Genomic DNA, 25,622 nt, shown 5'->3' with positions numbered 1-25,622 from the left:
CGGCCGGCCGCCGCAGCAACAGCTTCCGCTGCGGCGGCGCCGGCAGATCATCGAAGCCGCCTACGAGGTGTTCACCGCCCAGGGTTACGGGGCCACCGCCATTTCCGCGGTGGCGGCGCGCGCCGGGGTCGGGCAGGGCACCATCTACCGCTACTTCGGCAGCAAACGCGAAATCCTGGACCACGTCATCGATTTCGGCGTCGAGAAGTTCCTGGACTCACTGCGGGTCGACCTGCTGGTCGGCACCGCGGAAAGCGTTCCCGAGCTCCTCGACGGCGTGCGCGCCGGGCTGGAACGCGTCTACGACCTGATCGACCGCGATCCGCAATTCATGCGGCTGCTGCTGGTGGAAGCGGGAGCGATCGACGCGGAACTGTCGCAGCGGCTGTTCGGGCTGGAGGCCATGGCCGCCAGTTTGGTCGCCGCCGAGCTGGCGCGCGGCATGGCGGCCGGCTGGATCCGCGCCGACATCGACGCCGACGCGCTCGCCCACACCATCATCGTGCTGGTGGTCCCGTGGATGATGCGCGAGCTGCACGGCACTCGCGATCCCGCGATCCGGTCCCACAGCACCGCCACCGTGCTCGTCCTGCTGGAGAAGTCCTTGCGCGTCCGAGGCGTCGCCTGATGACCGATACCGAACCCGCCACCCGCCGGGCCGCCCGCGCCGAAGCTCGCCGCGTCGCCCTGGTCCGCGCCGCCTACGAACTCATCACCACGCGCGGTTTCCGCGTCGTCGGCGTGGACGACATCGCGGTGGCGGCGGGCGTCAGCCACGGCACCTTCTACAACTATTTCGAGAACAAGCGCAGCATTCTCGACGCGGTCATCGACCACGCCTTCGAACTCATCAAGGACCGCCTCCTCGGTCCCGAAGGCGAATCCACCGCCGACTCCCTCGAGGACTTCTGCGACCGCTACGCCCGCGTCATAGACCGCTGCTACGACCTGGTCGCCGGCGAACCCGGCCTGGTGAACTTCCTTCTCCTGGAAGCCTCTTCGATAGACGACCGTGTCATCGACCGCTGTATCCACAATGCTCGTCTGTACGGCGATCAAGCGATGGCCAAGGTGGATCACGGCATTCGCGAAGGCTTCCTGGATCCGACGCTGGACGCCCATATCGCCGGCGAGGTACTGCTTTCCGTATTGGTCTCCGCGCTCATGTCGGCTTTACGAGCCGGATCCGACGGCCTCACCCAGGACCGCGTCCGAGCCCAACTCGTCGACTTCCTCCGCACCGCCCTCGGTGCCCCGTCTTAGCGGGTCTGCTGGATTCCACCGAGCGGGAAGTGTCTACGCGTGATCTCGTACCAGGCCTGGACGGGATCGTAAAACTCATTGATCCATCGGGCATTTTCGGTGACCAGTCCGAAGATGATATTGCGATTGTCCTCAACGATCTCATCGTAGATGGATCCGGGGTCGGCTCGGCCGGTTCGCCGACGCGCGGGAATCAATGCCAGGCAGGTGGCAGCGTCCTGTATGTCGCCCAGCAGCAAGGCCTTGCGGATATCGGACGCGTGCTGATGTTCGAGCAGTACGCGGATCGCGTCGATGAGCATGTCAAGTACGGATGTGTCGACAGCCTCAGCCAAACGAGCGGCCGGCTCGCGGTCTATGCCGAGCGCAACGAGTATTTCACTAGTATTTCCGGCTTTGGTGACGGGCGTTTTCCCCTCCATGTACACAACCAATTGCTCAATGCGTTGGACCAGTTTATGGTCCTCGTCGGGCCCGGTCCTATTGGGAGTGGTTGCGTCTGGTGCCTTCGTTGTCTTCGGCAGGATAATGCGCGGCGGAGATTCGCGATCGGGATGGTCGTCCGGTCCGTCTCGGCTCCATTGTGGATTGCGGACAATTGCCAAGTCTCCGATAGTGTTCCGGGTTCGCATCTGCGGGCGTGGTCGGGACTTCGCGATCAGCTCGCCAAGCGTATGGGTAAACACTTGCTGGAGCGAGATGAACTCCGGCCCGCCGGGAATTCCTTCGCGCAGCAGTCGAATTAGTTCACCCGTGAAGGCTGTGTGTCGCTCTCCTACTGGTGAGAGTGCCTGTTTGTTCTCCGGTGCAGAAGCGAGCACGAAGGTTCCTTCGGTGCTCATCTCGTCGACTACGGTCGTAACAGGGTTGGACATCCCCGCGATCGCCTGGCCGCTGTAGCAACAATCGAGCACAACTACCCGACGAGGAGCCTGTGCATCACGTAACAACCGTCGTATGTAGTCATAGGGTAAGGCTGTATATGTGCGACCGGGAACCGAGTCGGTGATGCCTAGCAGGAGTTCCCCTGTGTCAGGGTCGCGCAGCCCGTGGCCGGTGAAGTACACGATGAGTGCGTCCTCAGCCTGGTCGGCTGCGTCGTGCAGATTGTACATCACAGTTTCTCGTGAACCCGGATTTCGGACAAGGGCGCAATGTGACTGGGGTAGCCCCCAGAGCTTTTCATCGCGAAGGCACACTGCGAGGTCGTCGATATTGTTCATCGTTGCCGGCAGCTTCGGCATATGTCGATATTCGCCTACTCCGACCAGAACTGCTCGTGATCGGTTCGGATCGGCGAGCCTCATTCTTCGAGATGCGCGATCACGACGTCGGCTGCAGGTCCTTCTGCGGTGATCTCCACGCAGTCACCGTTCGAATTGGACATCTTGATGGCCACCGCCGAGCGCTGCTGTTGGAGCCAAGTTTGGATGGAGTTCGACAAGACGGTCAATGCGCCACCACTGCCAACCGCCACGATGAGCGCTTCTGCGAAGGAGCCCATCTCGCCGACATCGATATCCGTCTCTTCGAATTCGACATGGCCACGGAACTCGTCTTCGGCTGCTAGCCAGTGGCGTAAGGAGATTAGCTTCTGCTCTTGATCGTGACCGCTCTCGACAAGAACGCGTATGCCTCGACGTGTCATGACTCGGTCCCCATCCGTTGCGAAACGGTATGCCGCGAACCGAGGATAGCAGGTCGACCCGACACTGCGTGTCCAATCTGACTGTGAGTCAACGCTTGTCGTGGATTGATGACGAGAGCTACCGTCAGATACGGGACGTTGACGGCTGGCCAGAGGGGTGCCCATGACCTACGGTTCCTATGGTCCATACTCGCAACCGGATCGGCCTACCGCACGACAGTTGGAGCGTGAGCGAGCTCAGGCGGCGGCCGATGCGAGGGATCGGCAGGCAGCAGCGAAGACCGAAGATGTCGGCAGAAGAACGTCGGAGCTGGAGAGCCTGCTGCGCTCGTCGTTAGCGAGAAATCCGGCAATCGATCTGGTCGGACGGCGTCGCAGCGCCGATGTCCCGCCTTTCAACCTAGGTACCCTTGAGCGGCCTTACCCTGTGCCGGAACGATTTACCCCGGCCGAGCCGCGACCGCTACGGCGACTTCTCGGTGGCAGCAAACGTTACGAGGAAGAACTTCTGCTGGAGGAGCAACGGTACGCGTTCGCCCTCGCGGAGTATCAGCGGCGAGAGCTTGCACGGCAGCAGCACGTCGCTCAGGCTCGCCAGGAACATCTACGCCGGGCCGAGGAAGCCGAGCGGACTGCAAACAAGGAAAATCAACGACTCGACGGTCTGATTCGTGGGCTGGCAGAGGCTGATCGCTACGCGGTCAGCGAGTACATCGAAATGGTGCTCGAAGAATCTCCCTATTACGATGTTCCGGTCGCGCATCATGCCGGCTACGTTCCGGAATCTTCGCTCCTCGCCATCGAGTGTTTCCTGCCCTCCGTGGAGGTTGTTCCAGCCTTCAAATCTTTCCGCCATATCAAGACACGGAAGGCGATCGAACCGGTTGCTCGGCCGCTCAAGGAGATTCGGGACATTTATCAGCGGCTGATCGCGCAGATAGCTCTGCGTTCGGTTCATGAGGCTTTCGCGGCGTCTTCCCCCGAGCTCATCAGCACGGTGGCGTTCATGGGCAGGGTTCGTGGGGTCGATCCAGTCACTGGCCAGCAGATCGCACCTTATCTCATCAGCATGCGCGCGACTCGCGAGCAGTTCACGCCGTTGGTTCTGGACGAGCCAAAGTTCAATCCGGTCGATTGTGTGCGTAAGCACTTCTACGCCAACGTTTCCCCGCATCCTGACGAATTGATGGCCGTGGACCCTGTCATGACTTTCGACATGGCGGACCCGCGTATAGTCGATCCCGTCGATATCCTGTCCGAGATCGACAAGCGGCCCAATCTTTTGGATTACACCCCTACCGAGTTCGAGGAGTTCGTCCATAATCTCTTTGCCAAGATAGGGTTCGAAACCAAACTCTTCGGTCCCAGTGCGGGCGGTGGCGTCGATTGTGTTGCGTACGACACCCGTCCGATGGTAGGTGGGAAGTACATCGTGCAGGCGAAGCTCTTCACCAAGACGGTCAGGCCTACCCATGTGCGCGATCTGTGGGGGACCGTGAACCATGAGGGTGCAACGAAGGGGATCATGATCACCACTTCGGGGTACGGCCCCGACAGCTATAACTTCGCCAACGGTAAGCGACTTGACCTGATCGACGGCAGCGGGTTGCTCGCCCTGTGCCGTCAACACGGTATTCCAGCGCGGATCGTTCATCGACCGAGGCGTGGGTAGCCCGGATACCCGTGTGTCGCGGAGCCCGCGAATTCCTGGCATTCGCGGGCTACTTGACGAGGGTGAATTGGACTACGTCGAGGTGGCCGGTGCGGAAGTAGTCGGCGCAGCCGGTGAGGTAGCGGCGGTAGCGGTTGTAGACCTCTTCGGAGGTGAGGGCGATGGCGCGGTCCCGGTTCTGTTCCAGGGCGGCGGCCCAGTGGTCGAGGGTGCGGGCGTAGTGGGGTTGCAGGGAGTGGATGCGCTGGAGGTGGAAGCCGGCGGTGGCGGCCAGGCGGGGGACTTCGGGGGCTTGGGGGAGTTGGCCGCCGGGGAAGATCTCACGCTTGATGAAGATGTGGAAGAGGGCGTCCTCGCGGGTCACCGGGATGTTCGCGGCACGGAGTTCGGCGAGGCTGCGGCCGACGATGGTGTGCAGCAGCAGGCGGCCGTCGGCGGGCATCATGCGGTGGCAGCGGGTGACGAATTCGGTGTAGCGCTCCTTGCGGAAGTGCTCGAAGGCGCCGATGCTGACGATGCGGTCGGCGGTGCCGTCGAATTCCTCCCAACCCTGTAGGCGTACTTCGGCATTGGTGAGGCCGAGGGCGGCGATGCGGGCGCGGGTGTGCTCGTACTGGTTACGGCTCAGGGTCAGGCCGATGACCTGGATGTCGTACCGCTGGGCGGCGCGCAGCATGGTCGCGCCCCAGCCGCAGCCGATGTCCAGCAGCGTCATGCCGGGTTGCAGGCGCAGTTTGCCGAGCGCCAGGTCGATCTTGGCGAGCTGGGCCTGTTCCAAGGTCAGCTCGTCGCTGCTGAAGTAGGCGCAGCTGTAGGTCATCGAGGGGTCGAGGAACAGCGCGTAGAACTCGTCGCACAGGTCGTAGTGGGATTGGACTTGTCGATAGAACGGCGCGAGCTGAGTCATGTCGGGGGCTTTCCTGAGGGGGCAGGTACCCGGTTATACGCAGTTCGGGGCGATTGCGTTCGATCCAGGACACGCCGGTGACACGCCGATTCCTGCCTTTCGAGTTTCCGATTCGAGTCCGGCACGACCCGTCCGGCTGGTTTCCTGATAGCAGTCAGCATCGTTGCAGCAAACATCAATTCGGAGGTTGGGGAGCGGCCATGCACCGCACGGGACACGAAGAGGTCCGAAATGGCAGGCCCTGGCTGTGGACGGCACTGACCGGCGTAGCCGTGGTGGCCACGGTGAGCTGGATGATGCGGCCGGTACCGGCGTCCTGCACCACCGCCGCGCCGACCACCACCGTGATCACCCTGCCCGCCACCACCACGCCGACACCGGTTGCCGCACAGCAGCTTCCGACGACCCAGCCGCCGCCCGCGCCGGTGCGGGGCGAAGCGCGGTACTACGCCTTCAGTCAGGGCGTGGCCTGCTCGCTGCCGGACCTGCCGCTGGACGGCTATTACGTGGGTATCCCGACCGCCGAGTACGGGGGCTCCGCGCCGTGCGGCTCCTACGTCGACATCGACGGCCCGCTCGGCAGCGTGCGCGCCCAGATCGTGGACCGCTGCCCCGGCTGCGCGGCCGGCCAATACGATTTGAGCAGAACGGCTTTCGAGGCCATCGCCAATACCAAGGACGGCGTCGCGCAGATCCGCATCACCAAGGTCCGCGACCCCAGTCCCGCCCCCGAGATCTACTACCGGGTCCAGCCGGGCTCCAATGCCGACTGGCTGGGCCTGCTCTTCGGCGGCAGCGGAAACCCCCTGCGTCAGGTGGCCTTGCGCCCGGAGTCCGGCGGCGACTGGGTCTCGCTGCGCCGCGGCTACGACAACACCTGGTCGCTCTCGGGCCTGGGCCCCGGCCCGTTCACCGCCCTGGTGATCGACGAATACGACCACGAGGTGCTGATTCCCGGCGTCGCCGTCGATCCGGGGCAGTTGCGCTACACCGGGATTCGGCTCTACGACATGCCCGGCGCGATCCCGGTCACCGAAACCCCGCCCCCGCCGGCCCCGGTGGTGGTCACCACCGTGGTGAGCGGCCCGCACACGTGTAAACCGTGATCGAAGCAACCGCGAGCATTCCGCCGACCTATGGCATCATCAGGTGAAACGTGTTTCATTTTCGCCTATTGAAGCAGCACGTCGGGAGGCATTTCGATGACGAACCCCAGCTTGGCGCAGGCCGCGAACGGATCCACCGGAGAACCCCGCCGCGGCCGCCGCCTGTCCCCCCGGATCTCACGATTGACCGAGGTGCCCCAGGGCGCCATGGTCGAGCTGCCCGGCCGCGGCCGCACCTACGTGGTGGACCTGCCCGGCCCGGCCGCGGACTCCCCGGCGGTGATCCTGCTGCACGGCGCGTCCACCACCGCCATGCTGAACTGGTTCCCGTGCCTGAAGGAACTCGGCGAGCACTACCGGGTGATCCTGTTCGATCAGCGCTGGCACGGCCGCGGAATCCGTTCCGAGCGTTTCGATCTCGATGATCTGGCCGACGACGTGATCGCGGTCGCCGACGCGCTCGGGGTGGATCGTCCGGTGCTCGCGGGCTATTCGATGGGCGGCCTGGTCGCGCAGCTGGCGGCGCACCGGCATCCAGACCGGGTGGGCGGCATCGTGCTCGCGGCCACCACCTACAAATTCCAGGAGAAGTTTCGCGAGCGCGCCTTCCATCGCAGCTGGGCGGCCATCGTCACCTCGTTCAGCGAATGGTCGTTCCGCCGCGCCGAGCTGCGCCGCGACAAACTCGCCGAATTGCCGGAGTACTCGTGGCCGGTGGGCCGGATGGATCGCTGGGCCATGTCGGAGATGCGCAGTACGAGCGGCTGGGCGCTGGCGCAATCACTGGTGGCGCTGGGGCGGTTCGATTCCTCGGAATGGCTGCCGAGCCTGAAAACGCCGACGGCGGTGGTGATCACCACACGGGACCGGGCCTTGCCGGTGGGCCGTCAGCTGGAAATGGCGAAAATGATTCCGGGAGCGGAGATTTTCCTCGCGAAGGCCGGTCATGCGGCCTGCGCACTCGAGGCGGACGTCTTTGTCCCGGTGTTCCTCGAGGCCGTCGCTTCGGTGGTGGAAAGGCAATAGCGCCGGGGGCTAATGCTTTTCGCGGGCGGCTTTCAGCAGTTCGGTGATGACTTCGGGCACAGCGTCGGCGAGCTGGTCGACATCGGGCACGAGTTCGCGGTCGGCGATGAATCCGAAGTCGAGATTGCCGTTGGTGGAGATGACCGTGACGGTCAGGCCCGCGCCGTGGAAGACCGGTCCGAACGGATACATCGACGCCACCCGCACGCCCAGGAAGTACATGGGGAAGTTGGGTCCGGGCACATTCGAGATGACCAGGTTGTGCACCACCGGGTGATGCTCGGCCAGCTTGAACGAGGAGTAGGCGCGCGCCGCCAGCTGGAAGGTGTTGGGCGGGGCGTACTGTGCCCAATCCTGCAGGAAGTCGGCGCCGATCAGATTGTGCTCTTCCTTGGCTCCGCGATTGTCCTCGGCGATGGCCAGCACGCGCGCCACCGGATCGGCGATATCGGTGTAGAGCCGGGCGAAGATGGTGGAGACCTGATTCGCGCCGCCCTCGTGACTGGTGGTGTCGTGCACCGACACCGGAACCGAAGCGATGAGCGAGGTTTCGGGCAGTTCGTCCCGGTTCTCCAGGTACGCGCGCAGCACGCCGCCGCAGACGGCGAGCACCACATCGTTGACCTTCACGCCGAACGCGGTCTTTATCTCCTTGATATCGGCCAGGTCCGACTGGATGAAGGAGACGGCGCGATGCTGGGTGATCGCTCGATTGAACGGGGTGCGCGGCGCGGTGAACGGCAGCGGCATACCGCGACTGCCGGCGCCGCGCCGCCGTTGCACCAGACCGCCCAGAATGCCGACGGTCTTGGGCACCAGGCCGACCAGTCCGAGCCGGCCCGGAAGTTTCAGCAGCGCTTCACCGGCCAGGCGCAGATCGTCGGGTTTCGGTTCGGCGGCCGGGATTTCGGCGGGCGGGGTGTAGCTCACGCCCGGTTCCAGATCGCACAGGTGCATCATCATGTTCGTGCCGGTGATGCCGTCCACGATGGCGTGATGGTACTTCGACACCACCGCGACCTTGCCGTGCGGCAGCCCTTCCACCACCCACATCTCCCACAGCGGGCGGCGGCGATCCAGCGGCCGGCCGGCGATATCGGCGGTGATGTCGGCCAATTCGCGCCGGCCGCCCGGGGCGGGGAGCGCGGCGCGGCGGACGTGGTAGCCGAGATCGAAATCCGGATCCCGTTCCCACAGCGGATGATCGAGGTTGAACGGCACCGGATGCAGGCGGCTGGTCATGGCCGGGATCAGGTGCAGGCGCCGGCCGAGTTCGGCCTTGAAGGTCTCGAAGTCGAACTCGACGCCGTCGGCGGCCGGGTCGACTATGAGCAATGCGCACACGTGCAGCAGTTGAGTGTCTGTTTCGAGATAGAGGAAGCTGGCGTCCAGCCCGGTAAGTCGTTCCATAACAAGACGATATGGGAACCAGTTCCATTTTGCGCACCGATCGCTGCACCCGGGTTGACCGGTTGGAGCCCGTTCCGTTGCCTCGAAGTAGCTTGTAGATAACAAGTTTCATACCGATACGGTTGGGCCGCGATTGGGTATCTCTCCAATAGAATTCGTTTCCGCCAGCGCGCCCCATTCGTACCTTGGGTCACATAGCCGGGCGAGTGTCACTTGTCACTGACAAGAGTCGCCCGGCTTCTCACAACGGCGTGAGGTGAGGAACATGGGCGACCGGAAGGTTTTGCTGCCTGGTACATGGCGTAGCGCTTGGGGTTTCGCGATCCTGCTGCTGATCGTGGCCGCGTTGATCCCGCTCCAACCCGGGACGGCACACGCGAACTGGTGTGCCGACGTGGATGTGGTGGTGGCGCGCGGCACCGGCGAACCCGGCTGGCTCGGCGACGTGGTCGGCAATCAGCTCTACGGCTATCTGCAGGATCGCCTGCCCCGCACCACCACCGCGTACTCGGTCGCCTATCCCGCCGACTACAGCTTCAATCTCGGCTGGGGATCCTCGGACCTGGTGTCGCACTTGACCTCTCAGGTCGCCGCCTGCCCCGCCCAGTCCTTCGTGCTCGTCGGCTACTCACAGGGTGCGGCGGTCGTCCACGCGGCCCTCGGCACCGGTGCGGTGTCCTGGTACCCCAACCGCGCGCAACTCCCGCCCTACCTCGCCGACCACGTGTCCGCCATCCTGCTCTTCGGCGACCCGATGGAGGCCATGGGCTGGAGCGTCCCCGACCCGTACCTGGCTCGCACCGGAACCTGGTGCACCAGTGGGGATCCCATCTGCGGCGCGGGCTCGAACGCCTACGCCCACGTCTCCTACGGCGACAGCCTGGTGGCCGCGGCCAACTTCGCGGCCTACCGCCTCTGAACCCGGTAAACCACCCGAATCCCGAGGCGCGGCGAGATTTTCACAGGGGCACTCGCCGCAATCCCGGGGCGCGGCCCGATGGGCACCACCCGGCCCATCGGGCCGATCCGCGGGTTACCAGTGCAGGCCCGGGATCTTGTTGGCGATGCGGGCGGCGGGGGAGGGCATGCCCATCAGGGGTTGGACGATCGGGGCCAAAACCAGTAGGGGACTGCGGGATTCGGACTTCTCGGGGGCCGGGTCGGCGGGTTTGCCGTGGGCGGCCTTGGATTCGCCGAACATGCGGAAGCCCTGGGCGAGGATGGCTCGCTTGACGGACGGCATGACGGTGTCCACCAGCTGGGCGAAGGTGCCGATCGGGGTGTCGATGCGGTTCGGGCGGTGTTCCAGGGCGCGCACCACGATGCCCGCGGCCTGCTCCGGGGTGTGCACCGGGATCGACTTGTAGAGGTCGGTCGGGGCGATCATCGGGGTGCGGACCAGCGGCATGCGCACCGAGGTGAAGGTGATTCCGGCATCGGCGTTCTCGACCGCGGCGATCTCGCTGAAATTGTCCAGCGCCGACTTGCTCGCCACGTACGCCGCGAACCGGGGCAGTTTGGTCTGCACCGCGATCGAGGAGATATTGACGAAATGCCCGAAGCGCCGTTCGCGCATGGAGGGCAGCAGCGCCAGGATCAACCGCACCGCGCCGAAGTAGTTGACGGCCATGGTGCGCTCGAAATCGTGCATGCGGTCGGTGGAGTTGAGCACCGAGCGGCGGATGGAGCGGCCGGCATTGTTGACCACGTAGTCCACGTGCCCGTGGTCGGCCAGCATCTGCTTGACCAGCAGCTCCACCGACTTCTCGTCGGTGATGTCGCAGGTGTAGGCCTGGGCCGCACCGCTTTCGGCGCGCACCTGGGCGGCGGCCGCCTCGATGTCCTCGGGGGTGCGCGCCACCATGAGCACGGTCGCGCCGCGCTTGGCGACGGCGTGCGCGGTGGCCAGGCCGATACCCGACGACGCACCGGTGACCAGGACGATGCGACCGGCCAGTCCGTCACCGTCGCCGCGGCGGGCGCGATCCGGGTCCAGATGATCGGCCCAGTAGTTCCACAGCGTGTCCGCGTAGTCCTCGAACGCCGGGACCTCGATACCCGCCGCGCGCAGGATGGCCTGCGTCGATTCGGAGACGAATTCCGATTCGAAGGCGGTGTGCGGGGCGACCTCGGCGGGAATGCCGAAGCGCTCCAGCAGGAAATCGCGCACCGCCGGCACGCCGGGAATGACGCCGAGCGCATGGAGCGCGGTATGGCTGCCGGGCAGCGGGCCGATACCGGTGGGCGCACCCGCGGCCCGGGCCAGCGCGGCATAGATATCGCCGAACGGCTGCGGTTCCGGATTGGTGAGATGGAAGGTACGGCCGACCAGTCCGGGCTTGCCGATCAGTTCCACCATGGCGGCGGCCACGAAATCGACCGGGACGATATTGGTCGCGCCCAGATCCGGCAATGGCATCGGGAGATCGGCGGGCAGTGCGGCCAATCCGGCGATGGCCGGGAAGAAGTAATACGGGCCGTCGATCTTGTCCATTTCGCCGGTGCGGGAATCGCCGACCACAATGGCCGGGCGATACACCCGCCAGCGCAGCCCCTCGGCCTCGCGGACCTGCTTCTCGGCCTCGAATTTGGTGCGGTGATAAGGCGAATTCAGGTTCTGCCCGAGATCGAAGTCGTCTTCGAAGAACTTGCCCTTGTGATCGCCGGCCACCGCGACCGAGGACACATGGTGCAGTACTGCGTCCAGCTCGCGAGCCAGCGCGATGACCGACTGCGTGCCGCGCACGTTCGCGGCGTAGGTGACGTCGGCGTCGGCGGTCATGTCGTAGACCGCGCCCAGGTGCACCACGTGGTCGGCGTGCGGCGCCTCGTCGGTGAGCCCGAGGCCCGCTGCGGTCAGGTCCCCGACCAGCGGGAACACTCGATCTTCCGCGCCCCAGCCCGCGGCCATCTCGCGCAGTTTGGCGATCGACGCCTCGCGCACCAGCGCGTGCACCACGGCCTGCGGATCACGCTGCAGCAGTCCGGCGACCACGCGCCGTCCGAGGAATCCGGTCCCGCCTGTGACGATGTAGGAAACCATCGCCCCCTCCTTAAATTACGAACCAGTTGGTAGCCAACAGTGTTCGTCCGACATGCGTCGGTGGATGCGGACGTGGATTGAATCGGCCCCCTTACCGAATGTCGGGCCGAGGTAGGAACACCTTCGTGCCTAACTGGTGAGTAACTTTACGGCCCAGAAAAAGTCGTATCAACCTAAACGGGCCTTCGGGGCATGTGTGAATGGTCACCTCGGGGCTATTCGAGTTGTTGTGTGTAACAAGCGTTTTCGTGTAACTCTCGGACGCAGCTGGCAATTTGTCAGCTACTGGTCAAGTGTCCTAAGCGCGGGCTTACCGGTTCGCGCTCCGCTAGTTCCCGGCGATCTTGGATATCCGATTTGCCCGAATCGCCACGCCGAGCGGCAAACCTGCTGGTGAACGCCCTGGCCGGAGCAATCTGACGTTAAGGTGTTCCAGTCTTGTCGGCGCATTCACCACCGGAGGGAGTCCGTGCCCCACCAGCTCGACCTACCCCTGACCGGAATCCGCACCCGCGCCGAATTCGAAGCCCTGCCGTCCGTCCCGCGCGGCTGGGCCTGGGAACTGCGCGCCGGCCGATTGGAGCTCAGCCTCATGCCCGTGACGTTCTGGTACTCCCGGATCCTGTTCGGCGTCCTCGAGTTCTGGCGCAACCACGGGTACGAGATCGCCGCCGATCAGTACGTGGCGGACTCCGGGTTCGCGCGCGGCGGCATCGGGCACCACAATTTCGTGGCCGACGCGGTGGTGTTCCAGCCCGGCCATCTGCCCGCCAAGCACACCACCGTGCACGCGCCCGCCGCGCTGTTCGCGGTCATCGAAGCCGTGGCGTCGGAGGGACAGGTGCGCGACGCCATCGAGAAATTGCGCGTGTACGCCCAGCTGCGGATTCCGCACTGCTGGATCATCCGGGGCGATACCGCCGCCGAGGATCTGGACGGGTTCGTGTCCATGTACGAGTTGCAGGGCGCGGAATACAAACTCACCGGTTCGCGGCTGGTGTCGGAACTGCGGCCGGGCTGAGCGGGTTTCGTTCACGGCGAAGCTAACCATCGTCGCGGCCGGGGCGGGCTTCTAGTGTCGGCGGGATGGGCGATACGCGGCGACTGTTGAAAACCGTTACGGGAGTGAGTGGTTCGGCGGATGTGTACGCCGCCGCAGTGGATCCGGGGCGGTCCACGCTGACCGAGGCCCTGGAGATCGCGAAGCTCGCCGAGGCGCACAAGTTCGACGCGCTCTTCGCGGCGGACCTGCTGAGTTTCGGGGCGCAGGGGGCGATCGGGGCGCAGGAGCCGCTCATCGTGCTGGCCGCGCTCAGTGCCGTGACCAGCCATGTCGGATTGATCGCGACCGTGACCACGACCTTCCATCACCCCTATAACCTGGCTCGGCTGTTCGGCACGCTCGATCATGTGAGCAATGGGCGGGCCGCGTGGAACGCGGTCACCTCCTCGGTCGGTGAGGAGAACTACGGCGACGGTGATCTGCCGTCGCCGGAGGAGCGGTACGAGCGTGCGGCCGAATCGCTCGAGATCGTGAACGCCCTGTTCGACAGCTGGGGTCCGGGCGCGCTGACCCCGGACGGTCGCGGCGGCGCGGTGCTGGATCCGAGCCTGGTCCGCCCGATCGAGCACGCGGGCAAGCATTTCACCGTGCGCGGGCCGCTCAATATCCCGCCGCTGCCGCAACGCCGCCCGGTCCAGTTCCAGGCCGGTCAATCCGATGCGGGCATCGAACTCGGGGCGCGCTTCGCCGAGGTCGTCTTCACCTCGCTCCCCACCCTCGAGGACGCGGTCACCTACACCAAGCGAATCCGCACTCGTGCAACGGAATTGGGCCGCGCCGAGCAGCTCCCACTCATCATGAGCTCCTTCCACGCCACCTACGGCGCCACCGAGGCCGAGGTGCGCCGCCTGGTCCGCGAACGCGACGAGGCCACCGATTTCCACGCCGGCCGCCTCGCCCTCGCCGATATGCTCGGCGGCGGCATCGACCTCTCCGATCTCCCGCTGGATCGCCCCATCCCCGAATCGCTGCTCCCCGACGTGCACTCGGTTCACCGCCGTCGCGGCCGCGTCGAAATCTTCAACGCCTTCGCCCGCTCCGGCAAAACGCTGCGCGAACTCATCATCGCCGCCAAGGACACCGGTCACTGGGCCGCCGCGGGCACCCCCGAACAACTCGCCGACGCCATCGCCGAACGCTACGAAGCCGGGGTTCTGGACGTCATCTCCCTCGGCGGCCTGACCGACCCGCGCACCCGCGACTTCCTGCTCAACGGCCTGCTCCCCGAACTCCGCCGCCGCCGCATAGTCGGCGACGACTACCGCGGCGCGACCTTCCGCGACAATCTCGAACTACCCCCGCTCCCGGACTGAGCACGCCGCCCCCGACTGCCCACCGGAACCAGAAATACCGACCGCCCCATATCCGGCTTCCCCCGATCCCCGAAACCGTACCCTCGACCTGTGACCCGAAAAGCGGTCTGGGGCAGCCTCATCTTCACGATCCTGGTCCCAGGCACCGTCGCCATCCTCATCCCCATCCTGCTCACCGGCTGGCACCGCCGCTCCGACCTGACCCCCGCCACGCCCCTGCGTTTCCTGGGCCTGTTCCTCTTCTTCGCCGGTCTCCCCATCCTGCTGGCCGCCATCCGCCGTTTCGCCACCGAGGGCCGCGGCACCCCCGCCCCCATCGCCCCCACCGCACACCTCGTAGTAGGCGGCCCCAACCGCTACGTCCGCAACCCCATGTACCTCGCCGTAGTCTCCCTCATCCTCGGCCAAGCCCTCCTCCTGAGCCAATCCCCCCTCCTCTGGTACGCCGCCATAATCGCCCTCACCCAAGCCGCCTTCGTCCACCTCTACGAAGAACCCACCCTCCTGAAACAATTCGGCGCCGAATACGAGACCTACCGCCGCAACGTCCCCGCCTGGATCCCGCGCCGCACACCCTGGTCCGTGGCTTCGGGGTCGTAATACGAGCTCGCCGAGATCATCAGGGCTGGGCGGACCGTACCTTATCGACCTGTGCGCGCAGGAGACGATCGCCGAAAGCTCGGGTTTCGACCGGGATTCGGAGCGTCGAGCGGTCCGCGTCCAGGTACTCCACGACCGTCCGATCGCCGACGGTGACGAATCGGACCAGGGTGGCGGTGGGGAAGAAACCGTTCGCGGGCGTGGACGCGCCGTCGCGTACGACAGCCAGTTCGATGACGGGGCCGATGCCGGGAATGTCGGCGGTGCTGGGTGATTCGCCGCCGAAGGAGACCGGTGGGGTGCCGTCGAACGGGTACGTGGATATCCTGGACCAGGCCGGACAGGCTCGGATGGTCGCCGACATGGCGGCGGGGTCCACGGTGTGGTCGAGGACCGCCAGCCGGACATCGTGTCGCGGTACGCCGTCCGCCGATTCGAGCTGCTGAATCGTGCCCGCGGACGTGTCGTCGGTTACCAGGGTGGTGGCGGAATCTCTGGTCCGGCACTGCGGGGTTTCGCCGGCGAAACGTACGGAGATGGCGCTTTGCCTGGCGGCGTCGGCACCCCAGGGCAGAGTGAAGACGATTCCGGGGATTTCCTCGGAGGTCAGCAGCAGGTCGCTCATCGAAAGTCTGCCCGTGGCAGGGGATTTGGCGGGGTCGTCATGGGCGCAGCCGGTCGTGGCGGCCGTCGCGATCGCGGCCAGTGCTGCGATGATCAGGACTCGACATGCGGTCATGGCGCTCGGATTCCCCACTGCTCAACCGAATAGAACCGGTCGGTTTCTATAGGGGCAGGGTAGCGGGGCGCGGCCGGGCGCTAGGCGAGGGGGCTCAGGGCGTAGGTGGTGGATGCCGTTGCGGTGTAGAAGAGTTCGGCTTCGTGGTCGGTGGCGTCGGCGGTGACGGCGCGGTCGATGGTGGTGAGCAGGTCGGTGTAGGTGCCGGCGGCGGAGTCGACGGGCATGTTGGAGGCGAAAACCAGGCGGTGCCAGCCCCAGAGTTGGACGCTGGTCTCGAGCCAGTATTCGAGGGTGGGCCAGGTGAGGTCGGGGCAGATCATGCCGAGGCCGGAGAGTTTGCAGAGCCAGGGGGTTTCCTTGGCGGCCAGCGACAGGGCGTTGGACCAGGCGGTGCGATGGTCGGGGGCGGTGCTCTCGGGCAGGCCGAGGTGTTCGAGCACCACGCGCAGGTCGGGGTAGCCGGCCAGGAAGTCGATCCAGTCGAGCATATTGCCGGGGTGGGCTACGAGGTCGAAGACGGCGTCACGGTCCTGGAGCCAGCTCGCTATCGCATCGGCGGCGGGGGAGTTGGGGGAGAGGCCCTGGAAGACGCGGATGCCGCGGAAACGCGTTGCGGCGGATTGGGTTTCGAGGTGGGCGAGGAGCTCGGGGACCGGGAGCGTGGGGTCTACCGTGCCTATGATGGCGACCGGTCGGTCCAAGCTCGGGGCGAGGCCGTCCACCCACGCGGTCTCGGCGAGGTAGGCGTGCCGGGCGGTGGTCGCCGAGACGTGCACCAGCCCGTTGACGGTCACCCCGGCCGTCGCCTTGTCGTAGTCCGCGGGCAGGAAGTTCCCCGCCAGCCCGGGTTCGCCCAGGGCGGCGGCGAATTCGGGCAGGCGGGGATACCAGGGGTGCGCGCCGGTATCCCACAGGTGTATGTGGGCGTCGACGATGGGATGGGTGGGCATTGTGGCGTCTCCTCAGTGCATGGTGATGCCGCCGCTGACACTGATCAGCTGGCCGGTGACGTAGCTGGCTTCCGGGCTCGCCAGCCATGCGATGAGGGCGGCGACTTCGTCCGGCTGGCCCAGACGTTTGAGCGGGATGGCCTTTTCGAGGGCGGCCAGGGCGCCCGGATGGTCGCGCATGGTGCGGTCGACCAGTTGCCCGGCGATGGGTCCCGGGCAGACCACATTGACCGTCAGTTCGTGCCGGGCGACCTCACGGGCCAGGGATTTGGCGAAGCCGAAGAGACCGGATTTGGAGGCGGCGTAGGCGGCTTCACCGGCGGCGCCGGCGCGCGCCCCGTCCGAGGACACGAAAACCAGCCGCGCGCAGTCGCTTTGCTGCAGGGCGGGCAGCAGCCGCTGGGTGAGCAGCATGGGTCCGCGCAGGTTCACCTGGTGCATGAGATCCCAGTGCCCGGGACTGCTGTCCACGAACGGTTCGACAATGGCGGTCCTCGCGCACTGCACCACGGCGGAGACCGAGTCCCGCACCGTATCGGCCACGGCCGCAATGCTGTTCGGGTCGGTCAGATCCAAACGCACCGCGGTGGCGTGCGCCCCGAGCTGGTCCGCGGCCTGTTCGGCGGCGGCCAGATCGATATCCGCGAGCGTGACCGTCCGCCCCGCGGCCACCAGCCGCCGCGCCACCGCGCGCCCGATATCACCCCCGCCGCCGGTCACCAGTGCGCCGGAGACGTTGCCGGATCCACCCACTGCCCCATCCGTTCCGCCGTCCATGAATCCCTTCGGATTCCATGAATAGTCGGTCAGCGGATGTTTTGCGACACAATGTCCGCAATCCGTTTGCGGAAAGCCTCCGGCGCGAACGTCGATGCGTGCGCGCGGATCGCCGCCGCGTCGTACCGGCCCGGATCGAAATCGCGCAGCGCCTCCGCGAATCCGGCGATCACGTGCTCGTCGGAGCCGTACTCGACGTGTGCCCCCGACACCCCCGGCAGCACCGAATCCAGGGCCCCGCCCGCCCCCACCGCCAGCACCGGCGTTCCGCACGCCATGGCCTCCACGGGCACGATGCCGAAGTCCTCCACGCCCGGCATGAGCAGGGCCCGGCACCGGCGATACATATCCAGGAGCACCTCGTCGGAAGCCGACCCGAGAAACGTCGTCTCCGGCCCCGCGATCGCCTCGAGCTGCCGCCGAAACCGCCCGTCGCCCAAGACGATCAGCCGCGCCCCGGCCCGCCGCGCCGCCCGGATGGCCAGATCGGGCCGCTTGTACGGCACCAGCCGCCCCGCGACGAGAAAGAAATCCTCGCGCACCACCGCGGGATCGGGCGCGAACCGCTCCACCCGCACCGGCGGATTCACCACCGAAGCCGGCAATCCCCACCAATCCCGCACCCGCGCCGCCACTGCCTGCGAGTTGGCGACCACGTGGGCCAATCGCGGCGCCGCCCGCAGCTCACTCCGCCGCGCCAGCGCACCCAGCGCCATGAGCGCCGCCTGCCCCGCCCGTCCACCGCCTTCCTGCCGCCGAAACCCCTTGTCCCACGCCCACCGCGCCGGACTGTGCACATACGCGATGACGGGTGCGGAGGTGGCCAGCGCCGCCTGCGTCGCGAACGCGTGATGGCTGATCACCACCGCGTCGTATCCGTCGTGCAGCGGCAATCCGCGCAGCACCCGCGGCACGAACGGCAACAGCGGCGCATGCGCCCGGCGCGCGGCCCCGACGTGTACGCGCGAGAGCCAGGTGTCGTGCACGCGCCCCACCGCCGGGAATCGGGCATCGCCGGAACTGGATTCGGCCGCACGGTCCCGCATCCCGTCGAGGCCGGCGATCGCCGCCCGATCGTGGTTCGCGATCGGCTCGCGCGGCTGCGCCGGGCCGGGGAACGCGCCCGGACCGAAGGCGGAAATCGGACTCGAAATACCGGCCGCACCGGGTCGGACCGGCATCGGACGGGGCTCTCCGGCGCCTGGGTCGGCGGTGGCGTCCGTGTGTCGCCCCGCTGCCGCGAGAAGTGTTCGCGTGCATTGTGGTTCGGCGATCGGCGCGAAGACCGGGGCGTCCGGCCAGGTCTTCATGAACTCGGCCACCACGGCTTCGGAGCCGCCGTATTCGGTGAGTCGTTCGTGCACGATCGCGATGCGCGGTGCCGTCATGGCCGTCCTGTCGTTCGGGTGGTCAGGCCCGCCGCGGGGCGGCGTGGCGGCGCAGGGCGGGGGCGACGGGGCGGCCGTTGAGCAGGCCGTCGACCGAACCCTGGTCCAGGGCTTTGCGATACACGGCGGCGGCGTCGCGGACGGCGTCGAGGGTGTGGTCGATATCGGCGCCGGTGTGGGCGGCGGAGGTGACGAAGGATTGGCCGAGGACACCGCGTTCGAGGAGTTCCTGGAGGAAGAGCGTGCGGAAGGGCTGGGACGGTCGGCCCGCGGCGTCACGGGTGGCGTAGACGAGGCAGGAGGGGCGGCCGATCACCTGGAGGTGCTCGCCGAGGCCGAGCTCGGCGGTGAGGGCGGCGACGCCGTCGGCCAGCCGGGCGCCGGCGGCTTCCATCCGGGCGACGGGGTCGGTGGTGCGGTAGGCCTCGACGACGGCCCGGAAGGCCGCCAGCGCACCGGTTTCCGGGCCGTGGGTGGTGGAGAGCAGGAACACCCGGTCGGCGTCGGTGCGCAGACCGCCGCGTTCCATGAACTCGCGTTTGCCCGCCAACGCGGAGATGGGAAAACCATTGCCCATGGCCTTGCCCCAGCAGGACAGGTCCGGGATCACGCCGTAGATCGATTGCGCCCCGCCCAGCGCCCACCGGAAGCCGGTGATCATCTCGTCGAACACGAGCAGCGTGCCGTGCCGATCGCACAGTGCCCGAACGCCTTCGAGGAATCCGGGCGCGGGTTCGGCCACCGCGGTCGCCTGTTCGAGGATCACGCACGCGACGGCGCCCGACTCCAACACCGCGGCAACCGATTCCAGGGAGTTGTACCGGAACCTCACCGTCCCGACCGCCGGTATCCCCGCATCCATCTCGGTGGTCCCGATGAACCAGTCGTCGGTGGAGAAGAACGGCTGATCGCACACCGCCACGGTCTCCCGCCCGGTCACCGCCCGCGCCAGCCGCACCGCCGCGGTGGTGGTATCGGACCCGTTCTTGGCGAACTTCACCATGTCCGCGCCCGGCACCACGCTCAGGAAGTCCTCGGCGGCAAGCATTTCCAGTTCGGTGGGCCGTGAGAAGTTCACCCCGTCGGCGATGGTCGCCGCCACGGCCGCGACCACCGGCGCGTACCCGTGCCCGAGCGTGACCGAGCGCAATCCCATGCCGTATTCGACGTAGGAGTTCCCGTCGGCATCCCAGACCCGCGCGCCTGCCCCGCGCACCAGGACCGGCGCCATTCCGTCGGGATATTGGTCGGCGCCGCGCGCATAGGTGTGCGCCCCGCCCGGTACGAGCTGGTGCAGCCGCTCCTGAATCGCATTGCTGCGCCCGAATTCACGCATCACCGGCTCCGCCCGCCGTGACGGCCCACAGTTCGTGGTCGGCGCGCCGTCCGTCCGGTCCGATGAAACCGCGCATGACACCCTCCTTGCGCAGTCCCGCTCGCGCGGCGACCGCGGCCGTTGCGGTGTCCCCGGATTCGATCTCCGTGGTCACCCGGTACAGTCCGGCAGCGCCGAACGCGTGGTCCAGCAGTGCACGGGTTGCCGCCAGGCGGACCTCGTCGTCGGCGTGAGCGGGATCGAGACGGATATGGATCCGGGCATTGCGGTCGAACATATCGATATCGAACAGCCGGGCCCGCCCGGCGGGCCGCCCGTCCACCTCGACGATCAGCAGCAGCCCCCGCGGGTTGCGCATACCCGTTGTCCCGCTGACGAATTCACGCCATCGGCAACCGCTCTCGAGACTACGTCGCGTCCGCCCGCCGCGCACGGCATCGCCCAGGCGCGGGCTGCGCAGCACCACCACCGGACGGCCGGGCAGCGCCAGCGTCAGCGGCCGGGCGGGCAGCAGCCGTTCGGCCACCCGCCACGCCTGTGCCAGCCGGTACCGCGTCGAAACCACCGCCACCGTCAGCACCCCCGGCACCCGGTCCGCGGCCGGCAACACCACCGGCACGGTCCCGCTGCGCCGCGCCAGCACCCGCTCGATCCAGGTGTCGGTGAACCCTTTCGGCGGTTTGTCGGCCCGCGTCAGCGCCCACAGATCATGATCGGAGCGCTTTCCGCCGACATCGAAATGCAGGGCCATCCGGGCCTCCCGCAGATACCCGACCTGCGCCGCCCCGTGCGCCGCCGCCGTGTTCTCCGGCGAGATCGGCGCGATCACCCGCTCCAGCCCGAGCACCTCGAACCCGAAGTCCAGGATCAGGGCCGCCGCCAGCCCTCCGAACCCGTGCCGCGCCAGTTCGGCATCGATCCAGATGCCCATTTCCCCCTGCCGCGCTACCGGATCGATATTCCCGATCTCCACCTGTCCGGCGAATCGTTCGTCGATCTCGATCACCGTGGTCAGCCGCCGCCCGGTCCGGGCATAGGTCGCGGCCTCCAGGCATTCGCGCACCCAGCGTCTTTCCGAGTGCCGCCGCTGCCAGTCCAGGGGCGAACTGTGCCAGAACGGTTCGATGAGCGCCCGGTCGCGCAACCGCAGCCGCCGCCATTGCGCGTAATCGGCGAACCGCGGTGCGCGCAGCACCAGGGTGCCGGCGGGCAACCGCACCGGGCCCAGCCGCACGCCCGTGAGCCCGGCGCTCACGCGGTGGGCCGCTGCTTGCCCAGCGACGAGGTCTTCACCGCGCCGTCGGTGCCCACCGACAGCCGCCAATACGTTCCGGCCTGATCCCGTAGCACGATGCCCCCCTCGCTGCGATCGGATAGAAAAGCGCCGCTGGACAATACGGCCGACAGCACGCCGCCGTCGCGGTCCTGCGCCTGCACGATGTCGCTGTCGATCCGCCCCGCCTGCGCCACCATGGTGCCGGAGAAGCGGGCCCCGTGCACCCGCCCGCGCCCGATCACATGCCAGCCCTCCGGGAACGCCCGCGGATCCACATCGTCGTAGTTGCCGGAGATGAGATTGACGGCCGTGCCCTCCGGAGCGCCCTTCTCGTCGATGCGCACCTCGATCGGCGGCGCGTTCAGATCCGGATCGAATTGCACATTGGCCAGATACGGCTGCCGGCAATAGATCAGGTCCAGGCACACCTTGCGCGCCGCCACCTTGCAGTTGACCATGCCGAACTGCGCGGGCCCGCCGCTGGGCGAACCGATGGACAGCGCGGTGTCGGCCCCTTCGAACCACACATTGGTCAGCCACCAGTCATTAGCCGCCCCGTCGATCATGATGTGTTTCTCGGTGGTGCGCGGATCGGAGTCGGAGACGAATTCGACGTTGGTGAACGCCAATCCGGCATTGTGGTCGCCGCCGGTGCCCAGCACCCCGACCAGATTGTTGGTCAGCTTCGAGGACGTCACATAGTTCTGGATGCACGAGGTGACGATCCCGTACCCGAAGTTGTTGATATCGCAGTTGATCACGGCGGTGCCGCCGGTGTTCTGATCCAGCACCAGCCCCCGCTGCCCGGCGAACTTGGGCGAGTTCTCGCTGATGTGATTGCCGCGCAGCACCACCGAGTCGAAGGTGCAGCGGAAGCACTCCGACAGCCGTACCGCCGTGGCCTTGGACCCGGTGAGATAGAAGCCCAGGCGCGAGAACCGGACCCGCTGTTTGCGCTTCAACTCGACGAGCGTCCCGTCGCCCTCGTAGTACAGGGTCGTGACATCCCCGCCGTCGCCGAGCACGGACGCGTAATCCGGCAGCGCCGGAAAGGATTTCAGCAGATACTGCCCGGCCGGGATGTACAGCACCAGCGGCTTGTCGCCCACCGCCACGGCGGCGGCGAAAGCGGCCGTGTCATCGGTGTGCCCGTCGCCGACGGCCCCGAAGTCCTTCACATTCCGCGCCGACGGCTGATCGCTCACATGCGGCGACCGGAACTCGGTACCCGCGGAATCCCCGGACCCGCACGCCGCGAGCGGCAGCACCGCGGCCGCCCCCAATCCGGTCGCGAGCAGCCGCCGCCGTCGCAGGCGTTCCGCGTCGTTCCCCCCGGACGCTCCACTCACCGCTTCACCAGATCGAGTGGCTTGTGCACGAGTTCGCGCAGGCCGCCCGGTGGTCGCGAGAACACCACCGCGCCGATCAGCCGCTCGTTGTCCAGCCCGAAGGTGGCCAGCGCCCCGCGCAGCTGATCGGAGGTGCTGCCGAGTTCGATCACCCCGACGGTGGCGTCGCAGGACCGCGCCAGGGTGATGGCGTCCGCCGCCGCGGTCACCGGCGCGGCTTCCACGATCAGGTAATCGAATTCACCGCGCAGCTTGGCCATGATCTCGGTGAAGCGCTCCGAACCGAGCATGTCCGGTGTGCGGAAATCCTGCCCGCCCAGCGGCATGACGCTGATGCCCGCCTCCGGCCAGCTCGCCACCGCGTCGAACGGGGAAGCATTGGTGCGCAGCAGTTCCGCCAGCCCGGTGCGGGCCGGGACGGCGCTGCTGGAGCCCTGCCCGCTGGTGTCGGCGTCCACCAGCAGCACGCGCGCGCCGGTATCGGCGAAGGTGCGCGCCAGCCCGATCGCCACATCCGGTTCGGACCGGGCGCCGAGCGAGGTGAACAGTACGACGGTGCGATCCGGATCCTCGGTGAGCCGGGTGCGCAGCCGGCGCAGTTCCCCCGCCGCCCCGGGCCGGCCCTCGTCGACGATGCCCAGGATCGGCACCGGCACAATGGCTTCCACATCCATCGAGGTGCGCAGCCGCTTGTCCAGCCTGTCCCGCACCAGCGCCGCCCCGAGCCCCAGCACCAGCCCGGCCAGCACGCCCAGCAGGTAGTACCGCTTCTTCTGCGGCGAGGTCGGCGAGGTCGGGGTCTGCGCTTTGTCGATCACCTCGGCGCGGGCGGCGGGCGCGGCATCGGATTGGATGACCTCGAGCCGCGACACCAGCGCCCGGAACTGCGACACCACTTCGTCGGTGAGGGTGCGCGCGCCCGCCGGGGTGGCATCGGTCACCGACACCACGATTATGGTGGTGGCCGGTGGCGACACCGCGGTGATCCGGCTGCGCAGATCGTCCACCGAGACGTTCAGCGCCAACTGGTTTTTCACATAGGTGGCGACCGTGACGCTGGTGACCAGGTCCACATACGACCGCACCCGCTGCTGGGCGGCCAGCCCGCCCTGATAGGAGTCGTTGACCGAGGTGCCGGTGGCCATGGAGACGTACACCGAACTCGATGCCGTATAGGTGGTCGGCAGCGTGCTCGCGTATCCGGCCGCCGCCGCGGCGCACACCGCCACCGTGGCCACCAGGATCAGCCAGCGCCGCCGCAGCAGCCGCCAGTAGTCGATCAAACCCATTGCGCTGTCCTCTTTTTCCCGGATGGACCCGATGCGACGCCGGGGCGGATCGGCGCCCGCGCCAGCTGGTCCACCCGTCTGCGGTATTCCCCGACAATGAGATAGGTCAACCAGGCCAGCACGGCGGCCTGGAGGTATTTGCCGAGCGTTTCGACGGTGCCCAGCACGCCGCGCTCGAACAGCACCGGCACTTCGATCAGGGCCAGGCCGAACACCGGCAGCGGGAACGACCGCGCGTAGAGCGAGTGGATCCACACCAGCAGCAGCGCGAAGGTGATGCTCACCCCGAGCGCCACCCCGAAATAGCCGCCCAGCACATAGCCTTCGTTGATATTGCCCTCGGCCAGCGACACCGACACCGTGGACATGTCGACCGAACCGCCGCGCACCTGTTCGGCCCAGGCCGCGCCGGAGCGGAACTTCTCGGCCCCGAGCAGCTGGGTCGGGACGAGACTCTGCACGGCGTGCGTCGCCACCTCGCCCGGCGTCAGCCAGGAGTTCGGTCCGGCGAACCAGGCGTCGGTGGCGGCTTCCAGCAGATCGAAGCGGCGCAGCAGGCTCAGGAACGGCTGCACCACGGTCGGGTACTGCGCATCCACCTGTGCGGCTTCGGCTTTGGCGTCGGCGTCGGTCTTGAGCGATTGCAGCCAGCCGAAGCCGCCGATGGCCAGGCCGGTGATGGCGAACACCCCGACCACCTTGGTCCGGGTCCAGCCGATCATGGCGAAGCGCACCGCGATGGCCAGCGCCGCGCCCATCACCGGGGTCTTGGATTGCACGGTGGCCGTCCACAGCAGTTCGCCGCAGGTGAGCGCACCCAGCACCAGGGCGGTGGTGCGCCCGTTGTCGTTGCGGTAGAACACGATCAGGCCGACCGCGCCGAGGGTGGCCAGAATGGTGATCAGGTTGATCACCGGATTGGGGCTCTCGAGTTCACCGGCCTTGCCGACGCTGCCAGTCGCGACGGCGGCCAGGCGCCCCAGGGTGCCGAGGCCGTAGAGCGCGATCAGGGTGGTGATGAAGGTCGGGTCGGTCGCGAAATACGGTACGCGCGGCGGGTTTTCGGTACCTGCCGGTCGCACCGCACGGGCGCGGGTCCACACCGTGTACGCCAGCACCAGGCCCGCGTACACCCACAGCCCGAACACCACCGGCTTCAGGACCATGGCGATGCCCTCGTCGTACCCGTACTGGTACAGCCGTGGATCCGGCACATTGTCCCCGTAGTGCGGTTCGGGTTTCACCCACAGCAGCGCCACCGGCCGGGCCACATAGGACAGCGACCAGTGCGCGGTCTGCGCGATCAGGAACACCCGGGCCACGCCGGGCAGATACATCGCCGAGACCACGATCGTCGCCAGCGCGGCGGCGACGAGCACCACTTCGGTTTGCGCAGGGGCCATCACGCGTCCTCCCTCACCCCTATGTCCGCGCGCGCCGCCCGGTCGTTACCCGATCGGCGGC

General features: G+C 67.1%; 23 protein-coding genes. 9 read left to right on the top strand and 14 right to left on the bottom strand.

Annotated features, from left to right (window positions below):
- The first annotated feature begins 67 nt into the window (after positions 1-67).
- A complete protein-coding gene (locus LTV02_RS14600; RefSeq protein WP_233040511.1) occupies positions 68-628 on the top strand; it encodes a TetR/AcrR family transcriptional regulator in 561 nt (186 codons plus the stop codon).
- Positions 628-1,263, top strand: a complete 636-nt coding sequence (locus LTV02_RS14595) for a TetR/AcrR family transcriptional regulator (RefSeq protein WP_233040510.1) — start codon at positions 628-630, stop codon at positions 1,261-1,263. The genes LTV02_RS14600 and LTV02_RS14595 overlap by 1 nt, the downstream gene beginning before the upstream one ends.
- Here the strand turns inward: LTV02_RS14595 and LTV02_RS14590 are convergent.
- Positions 1,260-2,507 carry a caspase family protein gene (locus LTV02_RS14590; protein ID WP_233040509.1) on the bottom strand — a complete coding sequence of 416 codons (1,248 nt, stop codon included), beginning with the start codon at positions 2,505-2,507 and terminating at the stop codon, positions 1,260-1,262. The two genes, LTV02_RS14595 and LTV02_RS14590, sit on opposite strands and share 4 nt — an antisense overlap.
- 59 nt (positions 2,508-2,566) lie before the next feature.
- Complete coding sequence (locus LTV02_RS14585) at positions 2,567-2,911, bottom strand: effector-associated constant component EACC1 (RefSeq protein ID WP_233040508.1); 345 nt, start codon at positions 2,909-2,911, stop codon at positions 2,567-2,569.
- Positions 2,912-3,074: 163 nt separating this feature from the next.
- Here LTV02_RS14585 and LTV02_RS14580 point away from each other — a divergent pair, with 163 nt between their 5' ends.
- Positions 3,075-4,583 carry a restriction endonuclease gene (locus LTV02_RS14580; RefSeq protein ID WP_233040507.1) on the top strand — a complete coding sequence of 503 codons (1,509 nt, stop codon included), beginning with the start codon at positions 3,075-3,077 and terminating at the stop codon, positions 4,581-4,583.
- A 49-nt stretch (positions 4,584-4,632) separates the two neighbouring features.
- On the opposite strand, the gene LTV02_RS14575 is transcribed toward LTV02_RS14580, so the two are convergent.
- A complete protein-coding gene (locus LTV02_RS14575) occupies positions 4,633-5,490 on the bottom strand; it encodes a cyclopropane mycolic acid synthase family methyltransferase (RefSeq protein ID WP_233040506.1) in 858 nt (285 codons plus the stop codon).
- A 200-nt stretch (positions 5,491-5,690) separates the two neighbouring features.
- Here LTV02_RS14575 and LTV02_RS14570 point away from each other — a divergent pair, with 200 nt between their 5' ends.
- Positions 5,691-6,596: an expansin EXLX1 family cellulose-binding protein gene (locus tag LTV02_RS14570; protein ID WP_233040505.1), complete on the top strand. Its 906-nt coding sequence runs from the start codon at positions 5,691-5,693 to the stop codon at positions 6,594-6,596.
- A gap of 96 nt (positions 6,597-6,692) precedes the next feature.
- Entirely contained in the window at positions 6,693-7,622 is a 930-nt protein-coding gene (locus tag LTV02_RS14565) for an alpha/beta fold hydrolase (protein ID WP_233040504.1), read from the top strand.
- Positions 7,623-7,631: 9 nt separating this feature from the next.
- On the opposite strand, the gene LTV02_RS14560 is transcribed toward LTV02_RS14565, so the two are convergent.
- Positions 7,632-9,032 (bottom strand): WS/DGAT/MGAT family O-acyltransferase, encoded by a 1,401-nt coding sequence (locus LTV02_RS14560; protein ID WP_233040503.1) that lies wholly within the window; start codon positions 9,030-9,032, stop codon positions 7,632-7,634.
- A gap of 265 nt (positions 9,033-9,297) precedes the next feature.
- Here LTV02_RS14560 and LTV02_RS14555 point away from each other — a divergent pair, with 265 nt between their 5' ends.
- Positions 9,298-9,951 carry a cutinase family protein gene (locus LTV02_RS14555; protein WP_233040502.1) on the top strand — a complete coding sequence of 218 codons (654 nt, stop codon included), beginning with the start codon at positions 9,298-9,300 and terminating at the stop codon, positions 9,949-9,951.
- Positions 9,952-10,065: 114 nt separating this feature from the next.
- On the opposite strand, the gene LTV02_RS14550 is transcribed toward LTV02_RS14555, so the two are convergent.
- Complete coding sequence (locus LTV02_RS14550; protein WP_233040501.1) at positions 10,066-12,075, bottom strand: SDR family oxidoreductase; 2,010 nt, start codon at positions 12,073-12,075, stop codon at positions 10,066-10,068.
- A 469-nt stretch (positions 12,076-12,544) separates the two neighbouring features.
- Between LTV02_RS14550 and LTV02_RS14545 the strand changes: the two genes are divergently transcribed.
- The 3 genes from LTV02_RS14545 to LTV02_RS14535 all read left to right on the top strand — a co-directional run bounded on the left by LTV02_RS14545 (position 12,545) and on the right by LTV02_RS14535 (position 15,051).
- Positions 12,545-13,096, top strand: a complete 552-nt coding sequence (locus LTV02_RS14545) for a Uma2 family endonuclease (RefSeq protein WP_233040500.1) — start codon at positions 12,545-12,547, stop codon at positions 13,094-13,096.
- Between the two features lie 65 nt (positions 13,097-13,161).
- Positions 13,162-14,451: an NtaA/DmoA family FMN-dependent monooxygenase gene (locus tag LTV02_RS14540; RefSeq protein ID WP_233040499.1), complete on the top strand. Its 1,290-nt coding sequence runs from the start codon at positions 13,162-13,164 to the stop codon at positions 14,449-14,451.
- Positions 14,452-14,541: 90 nt separating this feature from the next.
- Positions 14,542-15,051 (top strand): methyltransferase family protein, encoded by a 510-nt coding sequence (locus tag LTV02_RS14535; protein ID WP_233040498.1) that lies wholly within the window; start codon positions 14,542-14,544, stop codon positions 15,049-15,051.
- A gap of 19 nt (positions 15,052-15,070) precedes the next feature.
- Here the strand turns inward: LTV02_RS14535 and LTV02_RS14530 are convergent, their stop codons facing one another.
- The 9 genes from LTV02_RS14530 to LTV02_RS14490 form a co-directional block, all read right to left on the bottom strand.
- Positions 15,071-15,790, bottom strand: a complete 720-nt coding sequence (locus LTV02_RS14530; RefSeq protein ID WP_233040497.1) for a hypothetical protein — start codon at positions 15,788-15,790, stop codon at positions 15,071-15,073.
- Positions 15,791-15,870: 80 nt separating this feature from the next.
- Positions 15,871-16,743 carry an amidohydrolase family protein gene (locus tag LTV02_RS14525; protein WP_233040496.1) on the bottom strand — a complete coding sequence of 291 codons (873 nt, stop codon included), beginning with the start codon at positions 16,741-16,743 and terminating at the stop codon, positions 15,871-15,873.
- A 12-nt stretch (positions 16,744-16,755) separates the two neighbouring features.
- Complete coding sequence (locus LTV02_RS14520; RefSeq protein ID WP_233040495.1) at positions 16,756-17,496, bottom strand: SDR family NAD(P)-dependent oxidoreductase; 741 nt, start codon at positions 17,494-17,496, stop codon at positions 16,756-16,758.
- A 53-nt stretch (positions 17,497-17,549) separates the two neighbouring features.
- Complete coding sequence (locus tag LTV02_RS14515; protein ID WP_233040494.1) at positions 17,550-18,908, bottom strand: glycosyltransferase; 1,359 nt, start codon at positions 18,906-18,908, stop codon at positions 17,550-17,552.
- 22 nt (positions 18,909-18,930) lie between these two features.
- Entirely contained in the window at positions 18,931-20,244 is a 1,314-nt protein-coding gene (locus LTV02_RS14510) for a glutamate-1-semialdehyde 2,1-aminomutase (protein ID WP_233040493.1), read from the bottom strand.
- Positions 20,237-21,499: a GNAT family N-acetyltransferase gene (locus LTV02_RS39245; protein ID WP_269821628.1), complete on the bottom strand. Its 1,263-nt coding sequence runs from the start codon at positions 21,497-21,499 to the stop codon at positions 20,237-20,239. Before LTV02_RS39245 ends, LTV02_RS14510 begins: the two co-directional genes overlap by 8 nt.
- Complete coding sequence (locus LTV02_RS14500) at positions 21,496-22,869, bottom strand: glycoside hydrolase family 55 protein (protein ID WP_233040492.1); 1,374 nt, start codon at positions 22,867-22,869, stop codon at positions 21,496-21,498. The genes LTV02_RS39245 and LTV02_RS14500 overlap by 4 nt, the downstream gene beginning before the upstream one ends.
- Positions 22,866-24,158 (bottom strand): Wzz/FepE/Etk N-terminal domain-containing protein, encoded by a 1,293-nt coding sequence (locus LTV02_RS14495; protein ID WP_233040491.1) that lies wholly within the window; start codon positions 24,156-24,158, stop codon positions 22,866-22,868. Before LTV02_RS14495 ends, LTV02_RS14500 begins: the two co-directional genes overlap by 4 nt.
- Positions 24,149-25,561: a hypothetical protein gene (locus LTV02_RS14490; protein ID WP_233040490.1), complete on the bottom strand. Its 1,413-nt coding sequence runs from the start codon at positions 25,559-25,561 to the stop codon at positions 24,149-24,151. Before LTV02_RS14490 ends, LTV02_RS14495 begins: the two co-directional genes overlap by 10 nt.
- Between the last annotated feature and the right edge of the window lie 61 nt (positions 25,562-25,622).

Origin of the sequence: Nocardia yamanashiensis (assembly GCF_021183565.1) — a bacterium.
Lineage (GTDB): Bacteria > Actinomycetota > Actinomycetes > Mycobacteriales > Mycobacteriaceae > Nocardia > Nocardia yamanashiensis.
Note: the sequence above shows the minus strand (reverse complement) of the source record. Positions and strands in the feature narration are given on the sequence as shown.

Coding starts and splice junctions, on each gene's coding strand:
- LTV02_RS14595 (WP_233040510.1), top strand. CDS start 628: ATGACCGATACCGAACCCGCCACCCGCCGGGCCGCCCGCGCCGAAGCT.
- LTV02_RS14590 (WP_233040509.1), bottom strand. CDS start 2,507: ATGCCGAAGCTGCCGGCAACGATGAACAATATCGACGACCTCGCAGTG.
- LTV02_RS14585 (WP_233040508.1), bottom strand. CDS start 2,911: ATGACACGTCGAGGCATACGCGTTCTTGTCGAGAGCGGTCACGATCAA.
- LTV02_RS14580 (WP_233040507.1), top strand. CDS start 3,075: ATGACCTACGGTTCCTATGGTCCATACTCGCAACCGGATCGGCCTACC.
- LTV02_RS14575 (WP_233040506.1), bottom strand. CDS start 5,490: ATGACTCAGCTCGCGCCGTTCTATCGACAAGTCCAATCCCACTACGAC.
- LTV02_RS14570 (WP_233040505.1), top strand. CDS start 5,691: ATGCACCGCACGGGACACGAAGAGGTCCGAAATGGCAGGCCCTGGCTG.
- LTV02_RS14565 (WP_233040504.1), top strand. CDS start 6,693: ATGACGAACCCCAGCTTGGCGCAGGCCGCGAACGGATCCACCGGAGAA.
- LTV02_RS14560 (WP_233040503.1), bottom strand. CDS start 9,032: ATGGAACGACTTACCGGGCTGGACGCCAGCTTCCTCTATCTCGAAACA.
- LTV02_RS14555 (WP_233040502.1), top strand. CDS start 9,298: ATGGGCGACCGGAAGGTTTTGCTGCCTGGTACATGGCGTAGCGCTTGG.
- LTV02_RS14550 (WP_233040501.1), bottom strand. CDS start 12,075: ATGGTTTCCTACATCGTCACAGGCGGGACCGGATTCCTCGGACGGCGC.
- LTV02_RS14540 (WP_233040499.1), top strand. CDS start 13,162: ATGGGCGATACGCGGCGACTGTTGAAAACCGTTACGGGAGTGAGTGGT.
- LTV02_RS14530 (WP_233040497.1), bottom strand. CDS start 15,790: ATGACCGCATGTCGAGTCCTGATCATCGCAGCACTGGCCGCGATCGCG.
- LTV02_RS14525 (WP_233040496.1), bottom strand. CDS start 16,743: ATGCCCACCCATCCCATCGTCGACGCCCACATACACCTGTGGGATACC.
- LTV02_RS14515 (WP_233040494.1), bottom strand. CDS start 18,908: ATGACGGCACCGCGCATCGCGATCGTGCACGAACGACTCACCGAATAC.
- LTV02_RS14510 (WP_233040493.1), bottom strand. CDS start 20,244: ATGCGTGAATTCGGGCGCAGCAATGCGATTCAGGAGCGGCTGCACCAG.
- LTV02_RS14495 (WP_233040491.1), bottom strand. CDS start 24,158: ATGGGTTTGATCGACTACTGGCGGCTGCTGCGGCGGCGCTGGCTGATC.
- LTV02_RS14490 (WP_233040490.1), bottom strand. CDS start 25,561: ATGGCCCCTGCGCAAACCGAAGTGGTGCTCGTCGCCGCCGCGCTGGCG.